The sequence below is a fragment of the Zoogloea oryzae genome (genome assembly GCF_030161255.1).
Classification (GTDB): domain Bacteria; phylum Pseudomonadota; class Gammaproteobacteria; order Burkholderiales; family Rhodocyclaceae; genus Zoogloea; species Zoogloea oryzae.
Genome location: NZ_BSPX01000191.1, coordinates 1 through 941, shown reverse-complemented (window position 1 = coordinate 941; position 941 = coordinate 1). Strand labels below are relative to the sequence as shown.

Here is a 941-nt window from a genome sequence, read left to right as displayed (position 1 = left end):
ATGCAGAGTAGGTGCTCTATTCAGCAATACAGGATGTCCCTGCATAACATCTTCAAGTATTTCCCACACAATAGGCCCTTTTTCCCGGATTTTGCTTTTAGCAACCCCTATGTTGGAAGCAATGTGTTGTCTAATTAACCCACGAATTAGAAATGGCTGGAAAAGTTCTATTGCGATTTCTCGAGGCAATCCACATTGATGTAATGAAAGGGAGGGGCCAACAACAATGACGGAACGCCCCGAATAATCAACCCGTTTACCAAGCATAGTCTCACGAAATCTTCCCTCTTTTCCTGAAATTATATCTGAAAATGATTTGTAAACTTGATTATGACTATCCTTCAATGGTTGTGCACGGCTCCCATTATCAAGAAGTATATCCACGGCCTCTTGGACTAATTTTTCACAAGACATTAGGCACTCACCCGGTGCAGAGATACTTAAGAGGTTGATAAGAGCATTGTTCCGCTGGATAACTCTTTTATAGAGTTCATTAAGATCCGAACTCATTAGTTTACCCCCATCTATCTGAATAATAGGTCTCAAGTCGGGAGGAAGAACTGGTAATAAGGACAAAACCATCCGTTCTAGTTCTACATTTGTTTGACGCAAATGCTTGGCTAATTGCATGCGCCTAAGCAAAAAATTCTTTCTGTTTGCTATTTTGATATCTTCCCAAAAATCACCAGCGGTGCCTTGTTCCATTAATCCCTTCCATTCTTCTAAAGAAGAATTTTGAATATGTGGCAAATCCAAATCGGCTAATTGTTCTCTGATAGCACTTGCTCCAGTAGAGATTTCTCGATTTCGAAATGTATCAAAGCCTTGGGTAGTAAAAAAAAGCGGGATACTGTATTTCCAGGATTGGATTTCATATTCCAATAAACCGCGTAATCGTAAGAAAGTGGGTTTTTTAGCGTTGGGCCTAGCAAAAGAAAAAT

Annotated in this window: 1 protein-coding gene; it reads right to left on the bottom strand. The window is 39.9% G+C overall.

The genetic code is table 11. The annotated features are described in order from the left end of the window. Nucleotides 1–941: DNA-directed RNA polymerase subunit beta' (locus QQK25_RS24710; protein WP_498027246.1), on the bottom strand; the 941-nt coding region annotated here is incomplete at both ends.